Annotated in this window: 25 protein-coding genes; 11 read left to right on the forward strand and 14 right to left on the reverse strand. The window is 71.6% G+C overall.

Annotated features, from left to right (window positions below):
* Positions 1 to 11 precede the first annotated feature (11 nt).
* The 3 genes from AB0K05_RS24035 to AB0K05_RS24045 are packed head-to-tail and all read right to left on the reverse strand — an operon-like array spanning position 12 to position 2,612.
* Positions 12 to 671, reverse strand: coding sequence for a TetR/AcrR family transcriptional regulator (locus AB0K05_RS24035; protein ID WP_271276069.1), 660 nt, complete (start codon positions 669 to 671; stop codon positions 12 to 14).
* Between the two features lie 4 nt (positions 672 to 675).
* Positions 676 to 1,761, reverse strand: a complete 1,086-nt coding sequence (locus tag AB0K05_RS24040; protein ID WP_364231736.1) for an MFS transporter — start codon at positions 1,759 to 1,761, stop codon at positions 676 to 678.
* A gap of 50 nt (positions 1,762 to 1,811) precedes the next feature.
* On the reverse strand, positions 1,812 to 2,612 hold the full coding sequence (locus AB0K05_RS24045; RefSeq protein WP_364231739.1) for an acetylxylan esterase: 801 nt from the start codon (positions 2,610 to 2,612) through the stop codon (positions 1,812 to 1,814).
* Between the two features lie 114 nt (positions 2,613 to 2,726).
* On the opposite strand from AB0K05_RS24045, the gene AB0K05_RS24050 reads away from it, so the two are divergent.
* Positions 2,727 to 3,848: a helix-turn-helix domain-containing protein gene (locus AB0K05_RS24050; RefSeq protein ID WP_364231742.1), complete on the forward strand. Its 1,122-nt coding sequence runs from the start codon at positions 2,727 to 2,729 to the stop codon at positions 3,846 to 3,848.
* Here the strand turns inward: AB0K05_RS24050 and AB0K05_RS24055 are convergent.
* From AB0K05_RS24055 to AB0K05_RS24075, 5 genes are all read right to left on the reverse strand, one after another.
* Positions 3,820 to 5,214 carry a carboxylesterase family protein gene (locus AB0K05_RS24055; protein ID WP_364231745.1) on the reverse strand — a complete coding sequence of 465 codons (1,395 nt, stop codon included), beginning with the start codon at positions 5,212 to 5,214 and terminating at the stop codon, positions 3,820 to 3,822. The two genes, AB0K05_RS24050 and AB0K05_RS24055, sit on opposite strands and share 29 nt — an antisense overlap.
* Before the next feature lie 40 nt (positions 5,215 to 5,254).
* On the reverse strand, positions 5,255 to 5,713 hold the full coding sequence (locus tag AB0K05_RS24060) for a hypothetical protein (protein ID WP_364231748.1): 459 nt from the start codon (positions 5,711 to 5,713) through the stop codon (positions 5,255 to 5,257).
* Between the two features lie 127 nt (positions 5,714 to 5,840).
* Positions 5,841 to 7,019: an MSMEG_0565 family glycosyltransferase gene (locus tag AB0K05_RS24065; RefSeq protein ID WP_364231751.1), complete on the reverse strand. Its 1,179-nt coding sequence runs from the start codon at positions 7,017 to 7,019 to the stop codon at positions 5,841 to 5,843.
* Positions 7,016 to 8,566, reverse strand: a complete 1,551-nt coding sequence (locus AB0K05_RS24070; protein WP_364231754.1) for an FdrA family protein — start codon at positions 8,564 to 8,566, stop codon at positions 7,016 to 7,018. Before AB0K05_RS24070 ends, AB0K05_RS24065 begins: the two co-directional genes overlap by 4 nt.
* Positions 8,563 to 9,501, reverse strand: a complete 939-nt coding sequence (locus tag AB0K05_RS24075; protein WP_364231756.1) for a carbamate kinase — start codon at positions 9,499 to 9,501, stop codon at positions 8,563 to 8,565. The genes AB0K05_RS24070 and AB0K05_RS24075 overlap by 4 nt, the downstream gene beginning before the upstream one ends.
* Positions 9,502 to 9,615: 114 nt before the next feature.
* Here AB0K05_RS24075 and AB0K05_RS24080 point away from each other — a divergent pair, with 114 nt between their 5' ends.
* The 3 genes from AB0K05_RS24080 (at position 9,616) to AB0K05_RS24090 (ending at position 12,084) form a co-directional block, all read left to right on the forward strand.
* Complete coding sequence (locus AB0K05_RS24080) at positions 9,616 to 10,272, forward strand: hypothetical protein (protein ID WP_364231759.1); 657 nt, start codon at positions 9,616 to 9,618, stop codon at positions 10,270 to 10,272.
* A 179-nt stretch (positions 10,273 to 10,451) separates the two neighbouring features.
* Entirely contained in the window at positions 10,452 to 11,621 is a 1,170-nt protein-coding gene (locus AB0K05_RS24085) for an MSMEG_0568 family radical SAM protein (RefSeq protein ID WP_364231762.1), read from the forward strand.
* The gene (locus AB0K05_RS24090) at positions 11,590 to 12,084 is read left to right on the forward strand and encodes an MSMEG_0567/Sll0786 family nitrogen starvation N-acetyltransferase (protein WP_364231764.1); all 495 of its coding nucleotides are present in this window, start codon (positions 11,590 to 11,592) and stop codon (positions 12,082 to 12,084) included. Before AB0K05_RS24085 ends, AB0K05_RS24090 begins: the two co-directional genes overlap by 32 nt.
* Positions 12,085 to 12,116: 32 nt before the next feature.
* Here AB0K05_RS24090 and AB0K05_RS24095 read toward each other — a convergent pair whose 3' ends face one another.
* Positions 12,117 to 13,070, reverse strand: coding sequence for an AIR synthase related protein (locus tag AB0K05_RS24095; RefSeq protein WP_364231767.1), 954 nt, complete (start codon positions 13,068 to 13,070; stop codon positions 12,117 to 12,119).
* A gap of 83 nt (positions 13,071 to 13,153) precedes the next feature.
* Here AB0K05_RS24095 and AB0K05_RS24100 point away from each other — a divergent pair, with 83 nt between their 5' ends.
* From AB0K05_RS24100 to AB0K05_RS24125, 6 genes are all read left to right on the forward strand, one after another.
* Entirely contained in the window at positions 13,154 to 13,975 is an 822-nt protein-coding gene (locus AB0K05_RS24100) for a phosphosulfolactate synthase (protein WP_364231769.1), read from the forward strand.
* On the forward strand, positions 13,972 to 14,886 hold the full coding sequence (locus tag AB0K05_RS24105; RefSeq protein WP_364231771.1) for a hypothetical protein: 915 nt from the start codon (positions 13,972 to 13,974) through the stop codon (positions 14,884 to 14,886). Before AB0K05_RS24100 ends, AB0K05_RS24105 begins: the two co-directional genes overlap by 4 nt.
* Positions 14,883 to 16,085 carry an adenylosuccinate lyase family protein gene (locus AB0K05_RS24110; protein WP_364231774.1) on the forward strand — a complete coding sequence of 401 codons (1,203 nt, stop codon included), beginning with the start codon at positions 14,883 to 14,885 and terminating at the stop codon, positions 16,083 to 16,085. The genes AB0K05_RS24105 and AB0K05_RS24110 overlap by 4 nt, the downstream gene beginning before the upstream one ends.
* A 92-nt stretch (positions 16,086 to 16,177) precedes the next feature.
* Positions 16,178 to 17,206 carry a pyridoxal-phosphate dependent enzyme gene (locus tag AB0K05_RS24115; RefSeq protein WP_364231776.1) on the forward strand — a complete coding sequence of 343 codons (1,029 nt, stop codon included), beginning with the start codon at positions 16,178 to 16,180 and terminating at the stop codon, positions 17,204 to 17,206.
* Complete coding sequence (locus AB0K05_RS24120) at positions 17,203 to 18,786, forward strand: argininosuccinate lyase (RefSeq protein ID WP_364231778.1); 1,584 nt, start codon at positions 17,203 to 17,205, stop codon at positions 18,784 to 18,786. Before AB0K05_RS24115 ends, AB0K05_RS24120 begins: the two co-directional genes overlap by 4 nt.
* Entirely contained in the window at positions 18,773 to 20,206 is a 1,434-nt protein-coding gene (locus AB0K05_RS24125; RefSeq protein ID WP_271280108.1) for a DUF1116 domain-containing protein, read from the forward strand. The genes AB0K05_RS24120 and AB0K05_RS24125 overlap by 14 nt, the downstream gene beginning before the upstream one ends.
* Before the next feature lie 40 nt (positions 20,207 to 20,246).
* Here AB0K05_RS24125 and AB0K05_RS24130 read toward each other — a convergent pair whose 3' ends face one another.
* The 5 genes from AB0K05_RS24130 to AB0K05_RS24150 all read right to left on the reverse strand — a co-directional run bounded on the left by AB0K05_RS24130 (position 20,247) and on the right by AB0K05_RS24150 (position 23,721).
* Positions 20,247 to 20,660 (reverse strand): OsmC family protein, encoded by a 414-nt coding sequence (locus AB0K05_RS24130; RefSeq protein WP_187281463.1) that lies wholly within the window; start codon positions 20,658 to 20,660, stop codon positions 20,247 to 20,249.
* Between the two features lie 77 nt (positions 20,661 to 20,737).
* Positions 20,738 to 21,571 carry an amidohydrolase family protein gene (locus AB0K05_RS24135; RefSeq protein ID WP_148034931.1) on the reverse strand — a complete coding sequence of 278 codons (834 nt, stop codon included), beginning with the start codon at positions 21,569 to 21,571 and terminating at the stop codon, positions 20,738 to 20,740.
* Positions 21,571 to 22,062, reverse strand: a complete 492-nt coding sequence (locus AB0K05_RS24140) for an MSMEG_0572/Sll0783 family nitrogen starvation response protein (protein ID WP_148034932.1) — start codon at positions 22,060 to 22,062, stop codon at positions 21,571 to 21,573. The genes AB0K05_RS24135 and AB0K05_RS24140 overlap by 1 nt, the downstream gene beginning before the upstream one ends.
* Before the next feature lie 47 nt (positions 22,063 to 22,109).
* Entirely contained in the window at positions 22,110 to 22,364 is a 255-nt protein-coding gene (locus tag AB0K05_RS24145; protein ID WP_148034933.1) for a hypothetical protein, read from the reverse strand.
* A gap of 1 nt (position 22,365) precedes the next feature.
* Positions 22,366 to 23,721: an FAD-dependent oxidoreductase gene (locus tag AB0K05_RS24150; protein WP_333485759.1), complete on the reverse strand. Its 1,356-nt coding sequence runs from the start codon at positions 23,719 to 23,721 to the stop codon at positions 22,366 to 22,368.
* Positions 23,722 to 23,851: 130 nt separating this feature from the next.
* Here AB0K05_RS24150 and AB0K05_RS24155 point away from each other — a divergent pair, with 130 nt between their 5' ends.
* Positions 23,852 to 24,427, forward strand: coding sequence for a cupin domain-containing protein (locus AB0K05_RS24155; RefSeq protein WP_148036247.1), 576 nt, complete (start codon positions 23,852 to 23,854; stop codon positions 24,425 to 24,427).
* Positions 24,428 to 24,464: the final 37 nt, after the last annotated feature.

Here is a 24,464-nt window from a genome sequence, read left to right on the forward strand (position 1 = left end):
GCCCACCGTCGTCAGGGGCGCCCCGCCAGGGTCAGCCGCAGGGCGAACTCCGCGTAGGTGTCCGCGACCTCCTCGGGTTCGTACGGCATGGCGGAGTCGTACCAGTTGGCCACCCGCATCCCCATCCCGCTGATCGCCGTGACCGCCAGGAAGGCGTCGGGCACGTCGAAGACGCCCTCGCTGATGCCCTCGTCGAGGATGTCGATCAGCAGCTGGCGGCCGTCGGCGCGGAGCATGAGCGCGGGGCCGGCCAGCTCGGCGGAGAGGGCGTGCAGTTCGTTGTTGGCGACCACCGCGAGCATGGGGAACTCGGCGTGGACCAGGACGTGCGCGCGGGCCACGCGGCGCAGGCGCGCCTCGGGGTCCGCCGGCCCCGCGGAGGCCGCCTCGACGAGCCGCCGGTGGTGCTCCTCGTGACCGATGCGGACCAGCTCCGCCAGGACGTTCTCCTTGGCGGGGAAGTGGGAGTAGAGGGTCGCCGAGCGGATCCCGCAGGCCGTTCCGAGGTCGCGGATGGACGTGCCGTAGAAGCCCCGCTCGGCGAAGAGCAGCAGCGCCTCGCGCAGGATCCGGCCGGAGGTGCCCTCCAGCAGGACGTGCTCCGGGAGCCGGACCTGGGAGGCGGCGAACCGTCGCTGGGTCGCGAGTGCTGCCGATCGATCGTTAGTCACGACCTCATTCTGCCGTGAGGTCGCTCCGGCTGGTCTCCTTCAGCGCCAGCGTGCAGGCGAGCGACACCAGCAGCGAGGCGCAGACGTAGGCCGCGACGGCCCAGATCCCCCAGGCGGCGAGCAGGGCGGTGGCGATCAGCGGGGCGAGGCCGCCGCCGCGCACCGCGCCGATCTGCCCGGCGACCGAGGCGCCGCTGAAGCGCACGGCCGTCGGGAACTGCTCGGCGATGAAGGTGATCAGCGGCGAGTACATGATGGTCACCAGGCCGAAGGCGAGCGCGTAGGCCAGGTAGATCAGGGTGGCGCCGCCGGTGGCCAGCATGGCGAAGAAGGCGAAGCTGAACAGGGCGGTCAGGGCGGAGCCCGTCACGATCATCGGGCGGCGGCCGAAGCGGTCGGAGAGGCTGCCGCAGAGCGGGCCGAAGACGATCACCATGACCGAGCCGATGGCCACCGCGACCAGCGGCACCTGCGCCGGGTGCCCGAGCTGGGTGGTCAGGTAGGAGCCGGCGAAGACGAGCAGCACGTAGAAGATGACGTAGAAGCCGAAGCCGGTGCCCACCCCGAGCAGGACGGTGCGGGTGTGACGGCGGAAGACCTCCAGGATGGGCGCGCTGTGGCGGGTGCGGGACCCGGCGAAGACCGGGCTCTCCGGGGCGGAGGCGCGGATCGCCAGGCCGACGAGCACGAGCACCGCCGAGAGCAGGAAGGGGATGCGCCAGCCGTACGAGAGGAAGTCGGTCTCTTCCATGCCGGCCACCGCCATGATCGCGATCGTGGCCAGGAGCAGGCCGGCGGGTCCGGCGGCGGGGATGAAGCTGCCGATGTAGCCGCGGCGGTGCCGGGGCGCGAACTCGGTGGTCATCAGCACCGCGCCGGTGACCTCGCCGCCGTAGGAGAAGCCCTGGATGACCCGGAGGGTGACCAGGAGCACCGGCGCCCAGATGCCGATCGTGGCGTAGGTGGGGAGCAGGCCCATCGCCGTGGTGGCCAGGCATGCTCGATGACGGTGCCCACGAAGCTGCCGATGGTCACCCGCAGGAGGGCGGGTCTTGGCCGGCTTTCGACGGTCATGGGGGTTCCTTTCCAAGCGATCGATCGGTAGGGCGAGCGTAGCCTACCGATCGATCGGCAGGAAGATCAGCGGGGGACGTGGGCGTTGCGGCGGACGTCCGACCAGGTGACGCTGTCGACGCAGATGCCGCAGTTCGGCCCGTAGAACAGGGCGCGGGCCTGGAGGTCGTCCATGAGCTGGAAGCGCCACCAGGCGGTGGTGGGCGCGGCGAACGGGCCGGGGTCGCCGACGACGGTGAAGTGGTCGGCGCCGCGCACCTCGCCGTAGATCGCCGGGATGTGGTCGGCGGCGTTGTAGAACGCCTTGACCAGCGCGGGCCAGACGATGGAGTCACGCTGGCCGGCCATCAGGAACGCGGGGCCGTGGACGTCGTCGATGTCGGCCAGCGGGCCCGGCTGGATGGGCAGGATGGTGTCCACGCGGGAGTCCGCGCCGACGACGATGGCGGCCGCGCCGCCCTGGGAGTGTCCCGAGGCGCCGATGCGGGTCAGGTCGACCTTGCGGTGGAAGACGCTCGACGGGTCGGCGTCGCGCTGGGCGAGGGCGTCGATCCCGGCGCGCATGGAGATGCCGAGGTTCGACATCGGGGTGTTGGCGGCGGAGACGATGAAGCCGTGGCTGGCCCACTGCAGGAGCAGGTCGCGGTAGACGAGCGGCGCGCCGCCCGTGCCGTTGCCCCAGACGATCACCGGGTGCCGGCGGTCGCTCCCGGCGATGTCGCGGGGGTAGTAGAGGGTGTTGACCGCGCCGATCTCGACGGCGGTGGCGTAGGGGCCGGGTGCGCCCCAGTTCGTGGTCGCGGCACTGGCGGGAGCCGTGCCGAGGGTGAGCACGAGGAGCAGGGGGATGAGCAGGCGTCTGAACAAGGCGGCCTCCTGGCTGGGGGTTCACCCGCCATCCTGGTTGCGCCGGGAGCCGCCGTCTTTGCGCACTTGGGGCAAGGATTGACGGTGCGGTTTGGGCAATGTGACGATCCCGGGATGTCCGACCTCCACAGCCGGATGGCCCCGAGGGTGCGGGAGCTCACTTCCGCGGTGGTCGCCCGGTGCGCCGCCGAGATCCCGTTCTACCGGGACCTGCCGCCGGAGATCCTGAGCGGTGAGGTGACCCGTTCGGTCTCGGCCGTCCTGGCGATGCTGCTGCGCACGCTCCGCGGGCACGACGCGGTGGGGCCGGGCGATCTGACGCGCATCATCGAGTGGTCGGCGCGCCGGGCCGAGGAGCGGCTGCCGCTGGAGGCGGCGGTGAGCGCCTACCTCATCGGCGCCGAGGTCTGGTGGCGGGCGCTGACCGAGGCGGCCGGGCCCGGCGAGCTGGCCGAGGCCGGCGAAGGGCTGCTCGGCTACCTGCGTACGGCGATGCCCGCCGTCGCCCTGGCCCACCAGCAGGCGCAGGAGGACATCAGGAGCGAGGACAAGCGGGTGCGACGGGCGCTCATCGGCGCGCTGCTGAGCGGCCGGCCGTACGAGAGCCTGGCCGAGGCGGCGGGCGTGGAGGTGGGCCAGGCGCACGAGGTGGTGCTCTTCGACTTCGGGCAGCCCGCGCCGCCGGCCCGGCTCGTGCAGTCGGCGATGGACGCGCACACCGGGTCGCTGGTGCTGATGGACCACGTCGACGGGGTCGCGCTGCTGCCTGACGGGTGCCCGCCGGAGCCGCTCGCGGACAGGCTGGCCGACGTCGTGGGACGGCCCCTGCTCGTCGCCGCGGCCCTGGCGGAGGAGCCCGCGCGCATCCCGGAGGCGGCGCGGGAGGCCCGCGCGGTGATGGAGCTGGTGCGCAGGCTCGGCAGGCCGCCGGGCCTCTACCGCTTCGACGACGTGCTGCTGGAGCACCAGCTCGCGCGGCCGGGCGCGGGCCTGTCACGGCTGGCCGCCAAGCTGGCGCCGCTCGACGGCCATCCCCACCTGCTGGAGACGTTGCGCGCGTTCGTCCACCGGGGGCACAACCGCCGCCGGACCGCGCTCGACCTGCACATCCACCGCAACACGCTCGACTACCGGCTGCGGCGGGTGAGCCTGCTGACCGGGCTGGATCTGGCGGTGCCCGCGCAGGCGCGGCTGCTGGAGGCGGCTGTCACCGCTCGCGATCTAGCCAGATCCTGAGCTCCTCGTCCCTGGGGGCGTGGACGACGCCGGAGCCCGGCGAGTCGAAGACCATGACGGGCCGGGAGGAGTCCCACCGCTGCCAGCCCGGGTCGCCGGTCTTGGCGAAGGCGACCCAGGCCCGGTGCATGGCGTCGGCCAGCTCCTGCGGGGCGTCGTCGCCGACCAGCTCACGGCAGTGCCGGAGGTTGTCGAAGACGAAGCCGATCTCCAGGCCGTGGCATGCGCCCAGGTCCATGACCGGTGAGCGCCAGGCGAACTCGTAGACGTGGGCCCGTTCCACGGAGTCGGCCAGGCGGTTGAGCGGGCCCCGCATGAGCAGGTCGGTGGCCATCTCGCCGAGGATCTCGCCGGGCCTGGCACCGGGCCGGGCGGACCGGTAGAGCCGGGCGGCGCGGGCGGGGATGCGGAACTTCAGCAGGGCCAGGCGCAGGGTCAGGCGGCTGACCCGGTCCACGGCGCCGGTGGGCACGAACCAGAGGCGGTACTCCTCCCGGTTGGCGCCGATGAGGAGGTCGGCCTCGACCGGGGCGGCCCCGGGCTCGGCCACGATGTGGAAGGCGGGGCCGCCGGTGATCGGGTTCGCCTTGCCGACGACCTCGGCCTGGGTGTCGAGCAGCCGCTCGCGGTCGACGGCGGCGAAGGCCCCGGCCGTGGCGGGCACGCCCAGCTCGGCCGCCATCAGCTTGACGATCTTGGCGGCCTCCTCGCGCGTGGCCGTGTGCGGGGGGCCGCTCTGCATGATCGCCCGGTGGAACAGCCTCTTCGCCCGCGGGCTGGTGAGCAGCGCGCCGATGCTGATCGCCCCCGCCGACTCGCCGAACACGGTGACGTTGCCGGGGTCGCCGCCGAAGGCCGCGATGTTGTCGCGTACCCATTCCAGCGCGGCGACCTGGTCGAGCAGGCCGCGGTTGTCCGGCGCGTCCGGGAAGACGCCGAAGCCCTCCACGCCGAGCCGGTAGTTGATCGAGACCAGCACCACCCCGTCGCGGGCGAAGGCGTGGCCGTCGTACAGCGGCATGCTCGACGAGCCGTTGCGCAGGGAACCGCCGTGGATCCAGACCATCACCGGGCGGGCGCCGTCGTCCACGCCCGGTGTCCAGACATTCAGGTTGAGGCACTCGTCGCCGGGGATCGGCTCCTCGGGGATGAGCCGGTCGAGCGGCGGCCGGTAGGGACGCTTGGGCGCGGTCGGCCCGAACCGCAGCGCGTCACGGACCCCCTCCCAGGGGCGCACGGGCGCGGGGGCGCGGAAGCGTTCGGCCCCGAAGGGCGCGGCCGCGTAGGGGATGCCGCGGAAGACCGGGATCCCGTCCTGGAGGTGGCCACGCACCTTGCCGTGCCGGGTGACCGCGATGATGTCCATGGCCCGAATCCTACCGATCGATCGGTCGGAAACAAGGCGCCTACAGGCCGGTCATCACGAGGCTCATGTAGTACCAGTAGCCGCTGCCGAAGATGTGCTGCGGGATCTCCTGGACCTCTCCCGTGGCGAGCGTGGCGCAGGTGAAGCCCCAGGCGGTGACCGAGCCCAGCACGTCGCCCTGGCCGACGACGGGCAGGGTGACCTCGCGAAGGCTGAACAGCGCCGACCCGGTGGTGCCGATGGTGGTGGCCGGGTTGGCGAAGTTGCCGGAATAGGCTCGGTCACCGTTGTTCATGGCGACGTACCGGCCGCCGCCGGGGTACATGTACCCGGCGAGGTTGATCCGGATCTCGTCGCCGTTGTTCTCGTCGGTGTCGTAGGCGTCGACGAAGTTCAGCTCCACCCGGCAGGTGCCGGCCGTCGTCGCGGCGGCCGGGGCCGCGGACACGGCCAGCCCCACCGTCAGCGCGAGCGTGAGGACGAGCTTGTGAGATCGCATGCCGTTACTCCCTCTGGTCGACCGGCGTTCCATGGCGAAACGCGGGCAACCTCAGGGTGCGGCAGGCGGCGTGGCAGGTCAGTGGCCGAATGCACACTCCATCCGTGCCCTTTGGCACGATAAGGCGTCAGTGTGCGGTGAGCGCCTCCGGGCTGCCGGCGTACAGCTCCAGGTGCCGGCGGGCGCTGGCGGTCCACGTGTAGCGGTCGGCCAGGCTCAGGCCCGCGGCGCGGAGCCGGGCGCGGACGGCCTCGTCGTCGAGCACGGCCGAGAGCGCGTCGGCAAGCGCTCCCGCGTCGCCGACGGGGGTCAGCAGGGCGTCGCGGCCGGGGACCAGCCACTCCCTGAACACCGGGATGTCGCTGGTGACCACGGGAAGACCGGCCGCCATCGCCTCCAGAGCGGCCAGGCCGAACCCCTCCTTCACGGAGGGGAACGCCAGCACGTCCGCCGCCGCGTACCACGCCGCCATCTCGTCCTCGGGCACGGTGCCGAGTTCGACGACGTCCTTGCCCAGGCTCAGGCCGAGGGCGCCCAGGCTCGCCAGCACCTTCTCCCTGTAGGCGCGGTGATCCTGGAAGGAGTGGCCGCCGAGCACGGCCAGCACGGGCGGCGGCGTACGCTCGCCGACCAGCCTGGACAGCGCGGCCACCAGCGTGTCGCTGCCCTTGCGCGGCTCGATGCCGCCGACGGACAGCAGCAGCGGCCGGTCGGTCGCGCCGACCCGGGCCCGCAGCCGGGCCACGACCTCCGGGGAGTGCCGGCTGTAGCGGGCCGGATCCACGCCGTTGGGCACCACGTCGGCCAGGACTCCGTAGTCCTCCCGCAGGATGTCCTGCCAGATCTTGGTGACCACCAGGATCTGGTCCGGCTCCAGGATGGCCTGGCGCTGGCAGTCCATCAGGATCTCGCTGTCGAAGTCGTCCACGTGGTGGACGGTGCGGACGACTCTGCTGGGGATCCCGGCGTCGCGCACGCGGGCCGCCGCACGGGCCGCGATGCAATCCTGGGTGTGCAGGATGGGGTAGGCCGGGGCGAGGTCGGCCAGGGCGGCCTCCAGGGCGTCGATGTTCGCCGCGACCTTCTCCTCCAGCCCGCCGGTGGTGACGGGCGCGGTGACGACGTGGGTCGGGGCGGCGACCGGCCGGAAGAACCCCTTGCCCGGGTCACCGAGTCCGATGATCAGGACGTCCTGGCCGAGCGCGTGCATCGCCTCGCCCAGCGCCAGCGTGTGCGCGACGCCGCCCCTCGGCCGGGTGCTGTAGGTGATCAGGGCGACGGGAGGAAGGCGGAGGTGTTCTGTCACCGGTGGGACTCCGTTAGTTCAGGGCGGCGGCTCGCGATGGCCGCCGCCGTGTACGCGGCGCGCGCCGCGGTCTCGGTCACCAGGCAGCCGATCCCCTCCAGCGTCGCGCGCTGCCTGGCGTAGCCCTGGGGATCGGTGTCGGAGCCGAGGACGTACGCGACGACCTGCGGGCCGCCGTCGGCCATGATCTCGCCGAGCACCGGTGCGAGCTGCCCCGCCGGGTCCTCGTGCGAGCCGTAGCCGAGCACCACGTCGAGCAGCACCACCGCGACCTCGGGATCGCGGGCCTCCTGGCGGAGGATCTGGATGCGGTTGCCGGGGTCGATCATCGGATGCGGCCTGCCGACGGTGTATTCCTCCGCGCCCAGGTCGAGCAGCACGTTCGAGCCGGGCGGTGCGGGGACCGTGTTGCCGGGCAGGAGCGGCTCGTTGGAGTACACCTCGCCCAGCAGGTCGTTGATGATCACCTGGGCCTCGTAGCAGAGCGTTCCGCCGGAGTAGTAGCCGCGGACGGTGCGCCGCTCGTCGCCCAGGGCGCCGAGCCGCTCCTCCACCTGGGCGCGCAGGCCTTCGGAGGTGGCCGGGGGCGTCTTGCCGGCGAGCCGGGCGGCGGTGAGCGCGCCCTCCTCCAGCGTCCGCGCCATCCGCACCCCGGACGGCGGCTCCATCTCCGAGAGGCCGAGGAACGCGGCCACCGCCGGGGTGGACCCGCACTCTTCCAGCACGGTGTGGGCGACCGCCTCGCTCGGCGGCTTGGACACCAGCAGGATCACCTCGGTGTCGGGGTCCTCGTCGAGAGCGCGCACGGCCGCCTTCGCCATCCGGCCGCCGATGGCCTCGGACAGGTCACGGCCGCCGACGCCGATCACGTGCGAGACGCCGACGCCCCAGCGGTCGAGCAGGGCCGACACCTCCTGCGCCCCGGTGCCCGCGGCGGCGACGACGCCGACCGGCCCGCGGCGTACCGCGTTGGCGAACCCGAGGCCGGTGCCGGAGATCACCGCGGTGCCCGCCCCCGGCCCCATGACCAGCAGGCCGAGCTCGTTCCCCCGCTTCTTGAGCTCCGCTTCCTCGTCCAGCGAGACGTTGTCGCTGAACAGCAGGACGTGCAGCCCTTGGGAGAGCGCGTGGTGGGCCTCCAGCGCCGCGTAGCCACCGGGCACGGAGACGATCGCCACGGACGCGTCCGGCATCTGCGCGACGGCTCCGCTGACGGTGCGTGGCGCGGCGGCGGCGGTCTCACCGGACTCGGCGCGGGCGTCCTCGAACGCGGCGTGCTCTCCGGCGGCGAGCGCGGCCTCCGCCGCGGCCTCGTCGCGGGCGCGCACGGCGAGTACGAGGTCGTTCGCCCCGGCCTGGCCGACGGACTCCGCCCCGAAGCCCTCGGCCTCGAGGTTCTCCCGGCCCGAAGGCGTCGCCATGACGGCGCCCGCCCAGGTGACGCCGCCCTGTTCGGCCATGACCGAGGTGGCGACGAGCAGCCGAAGTGAGTCGAGGTAGGTGTCACGGACGACGCGGACGCGGGCGAGGTTGTCGTGGGTGCTCATGCGATGCTCATTGCTTGCTCGGGAACGATGTGCGTGCCGACACGGTTCTGCGGGTCCAGGGCTTCGAGCATGCGCTCCGCCGAGGTGATGACGGTGGTCCCGCCGCTCTCCCGTACGAAGTCGGTGGCCGCCCGGATCTTGGGCCCCATGCTCCCGGCCGGGAACTGGCCCTCGGCGAGATACCGCTCGGCCTGCGCGAGAGACAGCTCGTGGACGGCGCGGGCCCGCGGGGTGCCGTAGTCGACCATGACCGCGTCGACCCCCGTCACCAGGATCATCATCGTGGCCTTGAGTGATCCGGCGAGGCGCGCGGCCGCCGAGTCCTTGTCGATCACGGCGTCCACGCCGTGATAGCGGCCCTGATCGTCACGGGCCACGGCCACTCCGCCGCCGCCGGCGGCGAGGACCACCTTGCCGGCCGCGAGCAGGGGCGTGACCGCGGACAGCTCCAGCATCTCGGTGGGATGGGGCGAGGGGACCATCCGCCGGAAGCCCCGCCCGGCGTCCTGTCTCATCTCCCAGCCGCGCCGCTCGGCCATGGCCGCGGCCTCCGTCTCGGTGAAGAAGGGTCCGATGGGCTTGGTGGGCGTGCGGAAGGCGGGGTCGTGCGGGTCGACGACCATGTGCGAGATGAGGCCGACGGCCGTGCCGGGCCCCCGGATGGTGTCGATCGCGCGCACCAGGACGCTGCCGAGCTGCCCTTGTGACATCGCGTTCAGCGAGTACAGCGGCTGCGGTGGCACCAGATCGACGCTCCCCTCCTGTTGGATCGCCAGATGGCCGACCTGCGGGCCGTTGCCGTGGACGACGACCACCGACCAACCCGCCTCGCATAGGTTCGAGATCCCCGACGCCATCTGGGCGGCGTTGCTCTCGATCTGCTCGGCTGTACCCGGCTGATCCGCGCGGGTCAGGGCGTTACCGCCGACAGCCACCACAGCTACGTTGCTCACTGCTTGGTCGCCCCTACCTCAATATCCGATACTAGATGTAACGTTTAGTATAGTGAACTGTCCAGGAGGAAATATCAAATGTCCGAGACTGAGGGTGTGCGTGACCCAGGGCCCGCACCCGACGCCCGGCAGGCCGCGAGCGAGCTTCTCCGCCTCTGGACCGCGGCCGCGGAGCGGGCCTTCGCCGGAAGCGCCCACCAGCCGGACATCTACCTCAGGACCACGCGCCTGGTCGGTGCGGTCGCGCAGCGGCTCCGCGAGTCGGGGCGGGGCCTCGAACCGCTGGTCGAAGCCTGGGCCGAGCACCGCGAGCTGGTTCGCCGGGTGGTCGAGTCCAGCGAGCTGCTGACGTCGGACGGCCTTGACGTCGAGGCCGTCGCGGGCGCCGCGTTCGCGATGCGTTACCGGGAGGCGCTCGAAGAGGTCACGCTGGACGACCGCCTGGCCGCCCTCGCGCAGGCCGCACCGGGCGCCGGATGGCTGGTGCTGGAGGAGTCCGGCTACCGTCCCGGAGATCCGTTCGTCCCGTACCGGCGGCTGGAGGTCGACCCCGCCACCGGGCGGGCGCTGCTCGTGACGACGCGCCCGGACGAGACGTTCACCGCCTGCGTGCACACCGTCGAGCAGGGGCGCATCGACCTGGAGACCGGCCGGCTCGCCTCAGGCGAGCCCGGCGACGGGGGACACGTCCTTCACGAGGCCGCCTCCGCGGAGGAGCGGGAGGTGTGGGTGACCCGGCTCAAGGGCTCCTGAAGAGACACGCCACAGACCGGGCGATTGTGGGCATACCCGGTCATTCGCTGACGCCTAGTTGCCACTCCCTACATTCTTTCTATAGTAGTCAAAGAGTAGTTTCCTATAGTAAATGCGTCATCCTTCATGGCGGTCTAGCCGAGCACCGTTAAGAGTCGGCCCGGACAAGGAGCCACATCATGACCGAGGCACCCGACACCCACCGGACCCTCGACCAGGAGGAACTCGCCGAGTTGATCGCCCGGTTGCAGAGCCGGGGGTTGCGGACCGAGATCTCCATGGAGGCGCGGAAGGGCGGCGCCGGTCCCGCCGACGCGGGGATGCTGTGGATCGACGGAAGCCCGGCCACGGTTCCCACCACGGCCGACTACGTGCGTGACTCCCCGTACGCCCTGCGGCAGGAGGACGACGGTTTCGGCATCTACGAGGGCTCGGTCCGGTTGGCGGACGCGGCGTTGGCTCCCCGGCCGAAGTACTACGACTTGAAGACGGCCGACGGCGTCCCCTACTGGCAGATCGCGCTCATGCACCTGGACTCCATGGCCAGCACGGTGCTGCAGACCTGCGCCTACTGGGGCAACTCCGACCAGTGCACGTTCTGCGGGATCGGGGTCTCCCTCGCGGCCGGTCGCACGATCGCCAAGAAGACGCCCGAGATGCTCGCGGAGGTGTCGGTGGCGGCCCGCGACCTGGACGGCGCCGTCGACGCCACGCTCACCACCGGCAGCACCGCCACCCCGGACCGCGGCGCCCTCTACGTCGGCAGGTGCGCCCAGGCCGTGAAGGAGGCGTCCGGGCTGCCGGTGCAGGTCCAGTTCGAACCCCCGTCCGACCTCGACGTGATCAACCGGGTCCGCGACATGGGCGTGGACTCCGTCGGCATCCACGTGGAGACCTTCGACCCCGAGGTGCTCGCGCGGGTCGCGCCGGGCAAGGCGCGCTGGGGCATCGAGGCGTACTTCTCCGCCTGGGAACGCGCGGTCCGGGTCTTCGGCGAAGGACAGGTCTCGACGTACGTGATCCTCGGCATGGGCGAGGACCCCGACCTCACGGTGGACATGTGCCGCCGGGCGGTGGACATGGGCGTCTACCCGTTCATCGTCCCGCTGCGCCCGGTCCCCGGGAGCCTGATGGAGGACGAACGGCCCCCGTCCGCGGACTACGTCGAGGGGATCTACCGGCAGGTGGTCCCGCACATGCTGCGACGCGGGCTCACCGCCACCGGGGTCATGGCGGGATGCGCACGATGCCAGGCGTGTTCGGGGCAGGCCGCCCTGGAACGTGCCGGTTCTGGTTCGACGAAGGGTGTGGTGCCCGATGGGCGCGTCTCTCTCCCGCTCGTTTTCTGACCAGGCCGCGCCGCATCACGTCTGCCGTACGGTGACGGCGGCGGAGGAGCTGGAGGAGCACCTCCGGATCCGGCGGTCGGTCTTCGTGGCGGAGCAGTCGCTGTTCGAGCAGACCGACCAGGACGAGTTCGACCGCGACCCCAGCGTCCACCACGTGCTCGCGTTCGCCGACGGCGTGCCGGCCGGCACGGTCCGGCTGTACCGCTACCCCTCGCCCGACGGCGAGAGGCTGTGGAAGGGGGACCGGCTCGCGGTGCTCCCGGAGTATCGGCACCTGTGGCTGGGGGGCCCGCTGGTCAGGTACGCGGTGGAGACCGCCGCGGCCGCCGGCGGCGCGCGCATGATCGCGTACGTCCAGCTCGGCAACGTGAGCTTCTTCCGGCGGCTCGGCTGGTCGAAGGTGGGCGGCCCGGTCGCCTACGTCGGCGTGCCCCATCAGCAGATGAGCATCGACCTGACGTGATCACTTCGTACGTCAGGAAGGCCGGGCGTGTGTCAACGGCCCAGCCGGGTGACGGACTCCTCGTTCAGGTCGAAGACCACGACCGAGCCGGAGGCGTCGCGCAGGCGCACCTCGCCGGTGTCGTCGAGGGTGCCGAGCCGGCGCGCGGTCAGCCCTCGCGCGGTGAAGGCCTTGGCGCACTCCTCGACCCGGTCGTCAGGCGTCGTGAGCAGGAAGGCGAAGCAGGGGAAGCAGGACAGCCAGTCGGCGACCGGCACGCCCTCGGGCACGGGGAGCTCGTCCATGTCCACCTGGACGCCCAGCCTGTCGGCCTCCAGCAGCATGGCCAGCGAGCCGATCATGCCGGCCATGCTGACGTCCTTGGCGGCCACCGCCGCGCCCGACTCCGCCACCTCGGCGAGGGCCCGGACGTCGCCCGCCAGGCGGTCGCCCCGCTCGTCGAACGACGGGAAGAACAGGAAGTCGTCGCGCATGCGCCCGTCGAGGCAGCAGGCGAGCATCAACGCCTGGCCGGGGGCGGCGTGCGTGGCCGACAGCACCTTCTCCGCGGTGCCGAGACCGAACGCCGACAGGCTCGGCGGGCCGTCGCTCTCGGTGAGGTGGCCGCCCACCACGGGCACCTGGTAGGTCTCGCCGGCCCACTTGAGGCCCTCCAGGATCTTCCTGGTGACCTCGCGCGGGCCGACGATCGTGTCGACGATCGCGAGAGGACGGGCGCCCATGGCGGCGAGGTCGTTCACGTTCGCCAGGACGGCCGCCACCCCGGCGCCGTAGGGGTCCTTCGCGACGAAGGAGGGCAGCATCGCCTCCCCGCCGACGATCAGGTTGCGCCCGCGGTCGTGCACGACGGCTCCGTCGTCGCCGGGACCGGACCACCAGTCACCGCCGCCGAACACGTCGGTGACCGCCCCGATGGCGCTCTTGGCCGTGACGCCCGGAAGGCCGCGCAGCCGATGTGCCAGGTGGTCGAGGTCGTTGATCGGCACGATGAGTTCTCTTCCATGCGGTGGGTGGTGCCGGCAGACAGAGCAGGCGCTGAAGACGTCATTCTAGTGAGGAAGCCTTTCCCGTGACAGGACACCCCGTTCGCTACCGTGAAGCGTCGCGCGGCCAGACATCGCAGGTCGCCGGCTTTCTCACCCTTCCGGAGCGCACGACCAAGCCCCGCCGGCGCGGCATCTCGCACGTCCTCGACAACGGCATGTCGGTGGCCGAGGCCGAGCTCCGGCTGTCCTCCGCCGCCGCGAGCATCGACGTGTGGAAGTTCGGCTGGGGCACCGCCTACATCGATCCGGCGCTGGACGCCAAGCTCGACCTGCTGGCCGCGCACCAGGTGCTGGCCTGCACCGGGGGGACCCTGCTGGAGGTGTCGTGGCAGCAGGGCGTGCTCGACCGGTTCATGGACTGGGCCGAGTCGGTGGGGTTCCCGTGCATAGAGGTGTCGTGCGGCTCGGTGGCCATCCCGCGCGACGACAAGAACGCGATGATCAGCGCGGCGGCGTCCCGGTTCGTCGTGCTCTCGGAGATCGGGGTCAAGAGCCCCGACACGCCTCCTTCGGCCCGGCAGTGGGGCGCCGACGCGCGGGCCGACCTGGAGGCGGGCGCGCGCTGGGTGGTGACCGAGGGGCGCGAGAGCGGCACCGTCGGGCTGTACGACCCGGCCGGCGAGGTGCGCACGGAGATCGTCGACGCGGTCGTCTCGGCGGTGGGCCTGGAGAACGCCCTGTTCGAGGCGCCCCTTCGCGCGCAGCAGGCCTGGCTCATCCGGCGTTACGGCGCGAACGTGAACCTCGGCAACATCGCTCCGGCCGACGCCCTGGCGGTCGAGACGCTCCGGCTGGGGCTGCGCTCAGACACGATGGGAACTTTCCCACTGGAGGATTCACCATGATCCCGCATCAGTATCGAACCGTGGCGTTCACCGACGTCCCGGTGGATCTCGACGAGCGTTCCCTGCGGGAGTTCTTCCTGAGCCGCCAGGTGTATCGCAGGACCCGGTTCGTGGTGGCCCGCAACGACGACGGACTGGCCCTGGTCGAGGTCACCAAGGCAGGCGAGGAGGAGCTGTTCGTCGACGTCACCGACGTGCGCGTGCTGGCCTCGCCCCAGGAGACGATCCTCGTGGACCGGGCCGACATCGACACCGCCGTGCCCAGTCAGCTGCTGCGCGCGGCGTCCGGGATCGCCGGCGCCCCGCGCTGCGTGGTCGTCCGCGGCCGTTACGGGCACGTCAACTTCATGCTGGACGCCGTCCCGCGCCGGGTGCACGTGCTCGACGTCGCCCCGCCCTGGCCGGCCAAGCTGGTCGACCAGGTACGGCGCGTCCTCGACACCGCCGAGGAGCTGCCGGCGACCGAGTGCGTGTCAGAGGTCGTCGACCTGGAGGAGATGGCCGCCCGCGAGCCGGCCGGCCACTACCTGCTGCCGTGCCGAGGGGGCGGCATCACGGTCCCCGGGGCGGAGGTCTCCTATCTCGACGAGGTGCCGCCCGAGGCGGACTGGCTGCTGCTGGGCTGCGCCCGCTCGCGCGCCATCCACGACCACTTCTATCCGGACCGGGCGGCGGGCGTGACCCAGGTCGACATCTGCCCGGCCGCGCTGGCGGCCAGCAGGCCGCTCCCTCCCGGCGAGGCCCGGCTCACCAAGTGCTGCCTGCTGGAGGAGCACATCGAGACCCGCGGCGACACGGTGGTGGTGCCCTGGGGAGCGTCGTTCACCCTGGTCTCGGCGGGGCTGGCCGCCGCCTCCGACCTGGCCGAGGAGCTTCGTACCACCGAGGAAGGGCGGGAGAACGCGACGTGAGCGCGCGCATCTCGGACTCGACGGTCTACTCGCACCTGTGGGGCACCGACGAGCTGCGACAGATCTTCGACGAGCGGGGCCGCCTGCAGGGGTGGCTCGACGTGCTGGCCGCACTGGCCAGGGCGCAGGCGGCGGAAGGGCTCATACCCGCAGGGGCCGCCGAGACCATCACCGCCGAGCTGCGCGTCGACCGGCTCGACCTGGACCGGGTCGCGCGCGGCACCCGCGAGACCGGCCACTCGACCCTGGGCCTGATCCACGAGCTGCGCCGGGTCCTGCCCGAGCCGGCCCGCGAGCACGTCTACGTCGGCGCGACCGTCCAGGACGTCACCGACACCTGGACCTCGCTGGCGACGCGCGCGGTCGGCGGCATCGTCTGGCGCGACCTGCGCCGGATCGAGGACCGTCTGCTCGACCTGGCCGTGGCGCACCGCGACACCCCGATCGCGGGCCGGACGCACGGCCAGCCGGGGGCGCCGGCCACCTTCGGCTGGAAGGCGGCGTCCTGGGCGGACGAGATCCGGCGGCACCTCGACAGGCTGCGCGAGGGCGCCCCGCGGTGGCTCGTCGGGCAGCTCGGCGGCGGCATCGGGACCCTGGTCGCGTACGGCGACCGCGGACTCGCCGTACGGGCCCGCTTCTGCGCCGACCTCGGGCTGGCCGACCCCGTCATCTCCTGGCTGAGCGCCCGCGACCGGATCGCCGAGTTCGGCGGCCTGCTCGCCCTGGTCACCGGCACGCTGGCGCGGATCGGCGAGGAGGTGTACGAGTTGCAGCGCCCCGAGATCGGCGAGCTGGGCGAGCCGCGTCCCGACGGGGTGGTCGGCAGCATCACGATGCACCACAAGCGCAACCCCGAGGGCAGCGAGCACCTGAACACGCTGGCCCGGCTGGTCAGGGCCAACGCCGGGGTGCTGCTGGAGTCGGTCGTCAGCCAGCACGAACGTGACGGGCGGGCCTGGAAGGCCGAATGGGTGGCGCTGCCCGAGGTGTGCCTGCTGTCGGGCACGGCGCTCAGGCTCGGCGTCCAGCTCGTCGAGGGACTCGAGGTGCGCTCGGACCGGATGGCGGCCAACCTGCGCACCCACCTGGGCGGCACCCAGAACCCGTCCGACGCCGGCGCGGCCGCCGCCATGGTCGACCTCGTGGTGGCCCGCGCCCGCCGCGCCAGGTCGGAGGAGTCGCCTTCATGGCCGTAACCCCAGACCGCCGAGACCCCCGCGACCCCCGGCAGGTGCGCCGGCCGTGGGAGAACCAAGGGGTGGCACCGCCTCGGGCTGAGCTGGCCGTGTTGCCCACCCCCCTTGTGGAGGCGCCACGGCTGGCCGAGGCGCTGGGCGTGCGCGGGAGGATGCTGCTCAAGCGCGACGACCTCACCGGCTTCGCGGTGGCCGGGAACAAGGCGCGTCAGCTGGAGATGCTGATCGCGGCCGCCCGCGAGTCGAGTGCGAGCGTGCTGGTGACCGGCGGGACCCCCGGTTCGAACTTCTGCCAGGCCGCCGCGGCGGCCGCCGCCTGGGCGGGCCTGCGCTGCGTACTGATCTACGCCGGATCGCCTCCCCAGACCTCGCACCCCAACCTGCTGGCGGCCCGCCACTGGGGCGCGGAGATCCGATGGACCCACGACCCGGACCGCGCCTTCGTCGACGTCGCGATCGAGAGGGCGGCCGGCGAACTCGGCCAGACCGCCTTCGCCGTACCACGCGGCGGCGCGACCCCACTCGGCGCGACCGGCTTCCACCTGGCAGCCCTCGAACTCGCCACCCAACTCGTACACCAAACCGCGCCCCAGCACGGGGACCAAACCGCGGCCCAGCACGGGCCTCACTCTGAGGGCCGGTCCGGGGCACAAGCCGGGGCTCACGTTGAGGGCCGGCTTGAGGGGCCTGTTGTGGTTGTCGTGGCGGCGGGGTCTGGGGGGACGCAGGCGGGGCTGGTGTCCGGGGCCGTGGCGTCGGGGCGCAGGATGCTGATTCGTGGCGCCTCGGTCAGCCGGCCGCCGGACGAGACCGCGCGGCGGATACTCGAGCTCGGCGAGGGATGCGCCCGGTTGATGGGGACCGAGATCCCGGAGGCGTCCGATGTCGTGGTGGAGGACGCCCGCGGCCCCGGGCACGCCCGCCCTTCGGAGGAGGGCGAGCGCGCCGCGCGGCTGGCGCTGCGCGCCTCAGGGGTCGTCCTCGACCCGGTCTACACCGCGAAGGCGCTGGGCGCCCTCCCGCGCATCCTCGGCGAACGACGCCACGACCCCGACCTGACCACAGTTCTCTGGCACACCGGCGGCCTGCTCGACGCCGTCGCCGGATGGGAGGCACGATGATCGACGACGGACTGCCGTCCGCACCCTCGGCGCACCACCGGGGCGGGCTCGACCGCCTGGGCCCACCGGTGGAAGGCCCGGCCCAGGAGCTGATCGACAGCGGGTTCGCGCTGGAGAACGCCGACTCGCCGCTGCTGCACGCGGGCCTCAACCTCGCCGACCTCGCGCACCTCGTCGATCTGCACGAACGCGGGGTGGTCCCCTACAGCGCCGCCGAGCAGCTCATGCGGGTGCTGCTCCGGGCCGTGCGCACCCCGGCCGAGGACTTCCCCTACGACCCGGCGTTCGGCGAGCCGTACAACTCGCGGGAGCGGTACTTCACCGCCCAGATCGGTGACGACGCCGGGTGGCTGCACGCCGGCCGGCCGCGGCGCGAGGCGGTGCGCATCGCCCTGCGGCTGCACGTGCGGAGCGTCCTGGAGGACCTGATCGAGGCGGCGGCGGAGCTGGCGCAGGCCATCGCGAAGGTCGCGGCGGGCAACAGCACGACGTGGCTGCCCGACCAGACCTACCTGCAGCACGCGCAGCCCTCCACGTTCGGCCACTACCTGGTCAGTTTCGCCTACCCGGTCCTGCGCGACGCCGAGCGGCTCATGGACGCCCTGACCTGGGTCAACACCAGTCCGGGCGGGGCGGGCTGCGTCAACGGCAGCCGGCTGCTGGCCGACCGGGGCAGGGTCGCCGAACTGCTCGGCTTCGAGGGTTTCATCCAGCACACGCGCGACGCCATGTGGCAGATCGACGGGCTCATCGCGGCGCTGTCGCACGCGTCCAGCCTGCTGACCACGCAGAGCAAGCTGGCCGAGGACCTGGAGATCTGGGCCAGCAACGAGTTCGACTACATCACCATCGCCGACGGGTTCAGCCGTTCCAGCGTGCTCATGCCGCAGAAGCGCAACCCGTACGCCCTCTCGATCATCCGCGGCGCCTCCGGCACCCTGATCGGCCGGCTCACCGGGTTCCTCGCCGTCAGCAAGAGTCCGTCGGCCCGCAGCGACAACCTGATCTACGCGTACGGCGAGATCCCCCGCGCGCTGGACCTGGCGCTGCGTACGACGAGGCTGACCAGCGGGGTCATCCGCAGCATGACGGTGAACGCCGACCGGATGTGGGAGGCCCTGGAGTCGGGCTTCAGCCAGGCGACCGACCTGGCGGAGTTCGTCATGCAGACCTGCCGGGTGGACTACCGGACCGCCTACCAGGTGGTCGGGATCGCCGTGCGGGAGGCGAGCAGGGAAGGGCTGCGCGGCATCGACCTCGACGCGGCCCGGCTGGAGTCCGCCGCCCAGCAGTACGCCGGGATCTCCCTCGGGCTGGAGGGCCGGGACCTCACCGAGATCCTCGACCCCCGGCACATCGTGGAGACGCGGACGCTGGCCGGCGGAGCGGCCCCGCCCGTGGTCGAGGCGATGGCCGCCGACTGCCTCGCGGAGGCGACCGCGTTGCTGGGCCGCGCGCGGACCGCGCGCGCCTCGTTCGAGCACTCCGAGGCCGCGCTGGTCGCGCTCGCGGAGAACTTCATCAAGGGGGACCCCGCCGAGGGGAACGACATCAAGGGAGAAACCGATGAACGCCACTGATACCGCCACCCCGGTGCGCCTTCCCGGGGAGGTGAACGTCGTCAACATCGGCCTGCCGCTGTTCGCCGAGGCGATCGCCGAGCAGAAGCGCCCGGTGGTCCAGGTCGACTGGCGGATTCCCGGTGGCGGTGACGCCGAGGTGGTCGCGGCTCTTCGCCGCCTCTACGGCCGGCACGCGGCGACGATCGACGCCGCCAACAAGGAGGTCTTCCGGCGGCTGGACCGGGGCGCGCCGCAGCTGGTCGGCGTGCGGACCGCAGGCGAGGTGATCCCGATCCTGGCCGAGGGCCGGGTGCTCCTGCACTGCGGGCCGCGCATCGCGATCGAGGACACGGTCGACCCGTTGCGCCGCTCGATGCGCGCCGCGGTCTGCGCCGAGGGGTGGGCGCGCGACCCCGAGGAGGCCGACGCCCTGCTCCTGGACGGTTCCGTACGGCTGGAGCCGGCCAACGCGCACGGCGTGGTCGTGCCGATGGCGACGGCGATGGGGCCGGGCACGCCCGTGTGGGCCGTCGAACTCGCCGACGCCGGCGTCACCACCTACGCGCCGATCGGCCAGGGGCCCGGCGACGTGGCGTGGTTCGGCCGCGACACCCCCGGCGCGATCGACCGTCTGGTGCTGCTGCGCGAGGTGGTCGGCCCGGTGCTGGCCGCCGCCCTGGCCGAGGCCGGGCCGGTCGACGTGATGTCGCTGGCGGCGCAGGCGGTCGCCATGGGCGACGACGTGCACGTCCGCACGCAGGCCGCGACCAACCTGCTGCTGCGCAACCTGCTGCCCGCGCTGGTGTCGGGCGACCACCCCCGCCGGACGGAGGCGGCGACGTTCCTCTCGGGCAACCACCTGCTGTTCCTCACGCTGGCCATGGCCGCCGCCCGGGCGCTGACCGCCTGGGCCGCCGAGGTCGAGAACAGCTCGGTCGTGACCGGCATGGCACGCAACGGGACCGACTTCGCCGCCTGGCTGGCCGGGCCGTCCTCCGACTGGCACCTCGCGCCCGCGCCGATGGTGGAGCGCGCGCTCTACCACCCGGGGCGGAGTGAGGCGGACGCCGCCCCGGACATCGGGGACAGCTCGGTGCTGGAGCTCGTGGGCCTCGGCGGCGCTGCCGCGGCCGGTTCGCCGGCGGTGGCCCAGATCGTCGGCGGGACCATGGCGGCCGCCGCCGAGCTGACCACGCAGCTCGACCAGGTGTGCGTGGGCAACTCCAGCCGGTTCATGATCCCGGTGTGGGGGATGAAGGGCTCACCGGTGGGCGTCGACGTGCGCAAGGTCGTCGAGCTCGGCATCACCCCGCAGGTGACGACGGGGATCCTGCACAACGCCGACGGCAGCGGCCAGGTCGGCGCCGGTGTGGCCACGGCGCCGGTCCAGGCGTTCGTCGACACGATGATGGCGCTGGACGCGAAGCTGGGGAGCTGACCCGGAGGCGAGGCGTGCTCCGCGCGGGGCGCGCCTCGCCTCAGGCGCAGATGTCGGCCTGCCGTACGTCGATCTTGGGGACGTGGGCGAGCGTGTTGGAGACGTAGCAGACCCGGGAGGCCGGGGCGAGCAGCGGTTCCAGCTCCTCGATCGGCAGGCTGGTGTTCACGGTCAGCCTGATCTCCTTGAAGCGCGGGCCGTCGTACTCGCCGACCGCCGACACCTGGAGGTCGGGCAGTTCGATGCCGCGTTTGCGCGCCGACCACGCCAGCGCCAGCGCGTAACAGGACGCGAGCGACCCGAGGAAGTAGTCGGTCGGCATCGGGCCGGTGTCGGTTCCGCCGGCCTCCGGGGGCTCGTCCACCGGGAACGAGAACGCCCCGGCCGTGACGGTCGCCCGCCAGTCGCCCTCCCACTTCGCGATGACTTCTTGCGATTCTCCGGATCTTGCCAAATCTGCTCCCTTGCAGCGCATAGATGAGAGACCGCGGGCCCCGGGGCGGCGCCCCGGGACCCGCGGCCCCCTGTGAGTCAGCTGTACAGGCGGTCGAAGTTCTCGTTGAAGACGAGGTCCGCCAGCTCACCGTCGCCGACGGCTTCGATCATGCGGTGGTACTCACCCGCGAAGTCGCCCCACGGCAGGTCGGAGGCGAACAGCACGCGGTCGCCGCCGATCCCGCGCCGTTCGATCTCCTGCGCGAGCCAGTACGGAGCGAACCCGACGGACCAGGTGAGGTCGGTGTAGACCTTCTTGCCGGCCTCGATCCAGTCGAAGAACCTCGTGCCGATGAGCTTGATGTGGCCGCTCACCCCGCCACCGAAGTGGACCAGGTGGACCGGCGTCTCGTCGGCGTACCGGTCCACCAGCTGGCCGACCTTGTCGATGTCCGACTGCGCACCCGGCGAGGTGTGCACGTGGACGACGAGGTTGTTGGCCTTGGCGGCGGCGAAGATCTTGTCCAGCTGGACCTGGCATTCGGCGTCCTCGACGGACCCGCCGAGCAGGAAGCTGATCTTGAGAGCCTTCACCCCGGTCTCGCCGACGAGCGTCAGCGCCTTCTCGGTGAGCTCGGCGTCCTGCGGTCGCGGAGACGCCCACACCGCGGCGCGGAGCCGGTCGTCCCGCGCCGCCGCCTCGACGACGAGCTCGTTGAGCTCGAACGAGTGCTTGGGATCGGGGACCCCGTAGTTCGGGATCACCAGCGCCCGCTCGGTGCCCTCCGCGTCCAGGTCGGCGAGCAGTTCGTCGACGGTGGCGCGGGCCTTCACGTCCGGGTTGACGGGCGGTCCGCCGTAGAACGGGAAGGCGGGCAGAACTCCGATGTGCCGGTGGGCGTCAGAGTGCCGCGATGGTGCTTTCGTCATCACATGGTCCAAGTGTTGAGCTGGAAGTGGCCCTCCCGCCATGCCGTCAGGGCGGAGTCCAGGACGTCGAGCGGGTTGAACGCCTTGATCCCCGGGATCAGGTCGTCCTCCCGCATGCCGTACAGCGCGCCCATGGCGAAGCGGCAGGCGTAGATCGTGGCGCCCTCGTCCAGGAGAGTCTGGAGCTGCCTGTTGACCGCCAGGTTCCCCGGGAACCCCTCCTTGCCGACCGCGGGGTAGCCGCGACCGGCGGCGCCGAGCAGCACGGCGGGGCCGTAGAGGACGACGGTCAGCTTGAACCCCTTGCGCTGCAGGCGCGTGGACGTCATCAGGTTGACGAGGGAGACGGACCCTTCGAAGGGGACCGAGTGGATGAAGACCGTGGCCTTCTGACCCTCTTCGGCCCGGATGTCTTCGAAGACCTTCTCGCTGGTGTCCCAGAGAACGTCGCCTTCGGCGGGAGTCGCGACGGTTACCGTCTTGGTGGACATGTCACTCCTTTGTGAATAACTCGCTCTATGGTTGTCGGCCTATGCGGTCAGACCGCGGGTCCTTTTCGTGGCGGCTGCTGCTTCCACTGCTTCTGGTGGCTCCCCGGCATGCGCGCGATGACCGCGTTGCGCAGCTTCAGAGGCAGCCGGTGGAAGACCGGGACGTAGATCCGGCGCCAGAAGATCTCGACGCCGCGGGGCGGCAGAGGACGGGTGGCGCCGAGACGGGCGGCCACCTTGTCCTGCGCGTCGATCATCAGGTAGTGCTCGGACGTCTGGCGTACCCAGCGAGTCAGCCCCATCTCACTTCCCCAGCTTCGACAGGGCGTTCTGCGCCGCGAGCGAGATGGGCTCGTTGAGCGCGCCGATGGGCGGGCTGTAGACGTTCTCCATCGTCGCCAGGTCGTTGATCGTGATCCCGGTGCGCACGGCCATGGCCAGGAAGTCGGCGCGTTCCTTGATGCCCTCGCCGCCGACGAGCTGGGCTCCGATGAGCCGCAGATGCTCGGGCTCGGCCAGGAGCTTGACCTTGACCGGCTTCACGTCGGGGTAGTAGCGCGCCCGGGAGATGCCCTGCGCGTTGCCCACGACGAAGGGGACGCCGAGGGCGGTCGCCAGCGTCTCGCTGAAGGATACCCCGCCGATCATCCACTTGCCGGCCACCATGCCCCAGGGCACGTAGACGGCCTGGTACTCGCGGGTGCCGCCTGCCGCGTTCACCCCGGCGACCTTGCCCTGCGCGTAGGCGTGACTGCCGGAGAGCCCCTGGATCGGCACGTTGGAGACGCCGTGCGGGATCTCGGTGCAGTCGCCGGCCGCGTACACCCCGCTCACCGAGGTGCGCATCCGGCCGTCGACGATGAGGCCACCGCTCATGCCGGTCTTGAGACCCGCGGCGGTGGCGAGCTCGACGTTGGGAACCTTCTTCGTGGCGACGACCACCAAGTCCGCCTGGATGCCGCCCTGCGACGTGGTGACCTCGCGCAGCTTGCCGCCGTCGCCGACGAAGCCGGTGACCTTGGTGTTGAAGTGGAGCTTGGCCCCCATCTCGATCCAGGACTCCTGGACCGGCTCCATGATGTCCGGGTCGGTCGCGGACGACATGGCCCAGGGGGCGGGGTCGACCAGGTGGGTCTCGATGCCGCGGTGGGCGAGCGCGGTGACCATCTCGGCTCCCAGCGGCGTCGCCTCGTCGACGACCGCGGTCTTCACCGTGTCGAGGACCTTGTCCCACTCCATCGCCTGGCGGATGTTCTTGACGTAGTAGATGCCGCCCAGGTCGCTGTTGGGCACATCAGGGTCGGCATAGTCGAAGCCGGTGGCGAGCACGAGCGAGTCGTAGCGTTCGACGGTCCCGTCGGTCGTGGTCACCGTCTTGGCCTTGACGTCGATGCTCGCGACGGTCGTCTCGTAGCGGATGTCGATGCCCTGGTCGACGTACTGCTGCTTGGTCGCCATGAACAGCGACTCGAAGCTCGCGATCTCGCGGCCGTGGACGTAGGGAATCCCGCAGGGGCTGTACGCGGCGTCCTCGTATCCGGTGAAGACGATGACCTCCGCGCTCGGGTCCGTGCCCTTGGCGGCACCCGCGGCACCCATCCCAGCGGCTCCACCGCCTACAACAACGATTCGCCTGGTCATCTCCCGCTCGTCTCCCATCGGAACTCACCGCATTGAGCATGCTCAAATTTCTATTCACCATACTTGACGTAGCTCTGAGGTACCGTCAAGGTGTGTACAAGGACTGGTTGAGAACCCGAGAAACGCGTGAGTTTGGCGGAGGGTCTGCGTGATCGCACGAGTGGCCGAAGTCGTCTCCGGTATCGGCCCGAAGATCAAGTCACTCCGCAAGCAGAACGGCTACTCGCTTCAGTCACTTGCCGAGCGCGCCGATGTGTCGGCGGCGACGATCCACAAGATCGAGCAGTCGGACATGGTCCCCACCATCACGACCCTGCTCAAGATCGCCGGAGCGTTCGAGCTCCCCGTGTCCTACTTCGTCGAGGACGACGACGACCACCTGCCGACGGTCCACACCCGGGCCGCCAACAGGCGCCCGATCTACACCTCCCACGCGGGGCTCGATCTGGCCGGGATCACCGGCCCGTACGGCGACTTCCTGATGGCGGCGGCCGTCGCGACGGTCCTCCCCGGCGCGAGCAGCGGCAGCAAGCCGATGGGACACCCCGGCGAGGAGCTGCTCTACGTGATGTCGGGCAAGCTGGCGTTCACGGTCGCCGACACCGCTTACATGCTGGGCGCCGGCGACTCGCTCCACTTCCGCACCCAGCAGCCCCACTCCTGGCGCAATCCGGCCGAGGAAGACTGCGTGGTCCTCTGGATGGCGCTGCGCCCGCAGCAGTGAAGCCGTGCGTCTCCTCCCTGGAGACGCACGGCTTCCG

This window comes from Nonomuraea sp. NPDC049486, assembly GCF_040676925.1.
GTDB lineage: Bacteria > Actinomycetota > Actinomycetes > Streptosporangiales > Streptosporangiaceae > Nonomuraea > Nonomuraea ferruginea.